The organism is Pantoea sp. alder81, assembly GCF_020179835.1.
Classification (GTDB): Bacteria; Pseudomonadota; Gammaproteobacteria; order Enterobacterales; family Enterobacteriaceae; genus Pantoea.
On record NZ_JAIUDA010000034.1, the window covers coordinates 1 to 731 of the forward strand.

General features: G+C 57.2%; 1 pseudogene. It reads left to right on the forward strand.

The features are described from left to right. Positions 1-71: 71 nt before the first annotated feature. Positions 72-731 (forward strand): annotated as a pseudogene (locus LBW88_RS26460) (transposase); the annotation flags it as partial.

Sequence of the window (731 nt, forward strand, 5' to 3'; positions counted from 1 at the left end):
TGACCTGCTCCCCGTTGATTAATACACCGCGATGTTAGTAATGTCTTCATAAGTCACATGAGGACATCCCCATGAAGAAGCGATTTTCCGACGAACAGATCATCAGCATTCTCCGCGAGGCTGAAGCCGGGGTTTCGGCCCGGGAACTCTGCCGCAAGCATGCTATTTCAGATGCCACCTTCTACACCTGGCGCAAGAAGTTTGGCGGCATGGAAGTCCCCGAAGTGAAGCGGCTCAAGTCACTCGAAGAGGAGAATGCCCGCCTCAAGAAGCTGCTCGCTGAAGCCATGCTGGATAAGGAGGCGCTTCAGGTGGCTCTGGGCCGAAAGTTCTGACGACAGACCAGAAGCGGGAGGCCGTAGAAGTCATGTGTGAGACAACGGGTCTGTCACAACGCCGTGCCTGCAGGCTGGCTGGTCTGTCCCTTTCAACCTGTCGTTATTCGGCTCAGCGTCCGGCTGCTGACGCGCAGCTATCTCTGCGTATCACAGAGCTGGCACTTGAACGTCGCCGGTTTGGTTACCGGCGTATCTGGCAGTTATTGCGTCGGGAGGGCCTTCACGTCAACCACAAGCGGGTTTACCGCATCTATCACCTTAACGGTCTGGGTGTAAAACGCAGGCGACGCCGTAAGGGTCTGGCGACTGAGCGGCTTCCGCTTCTCCGCCCGGATGCGCCGAACCTGACATGGTCGATGGATTTTGTCATGGATGCACTTGCCAGCGGCCGCC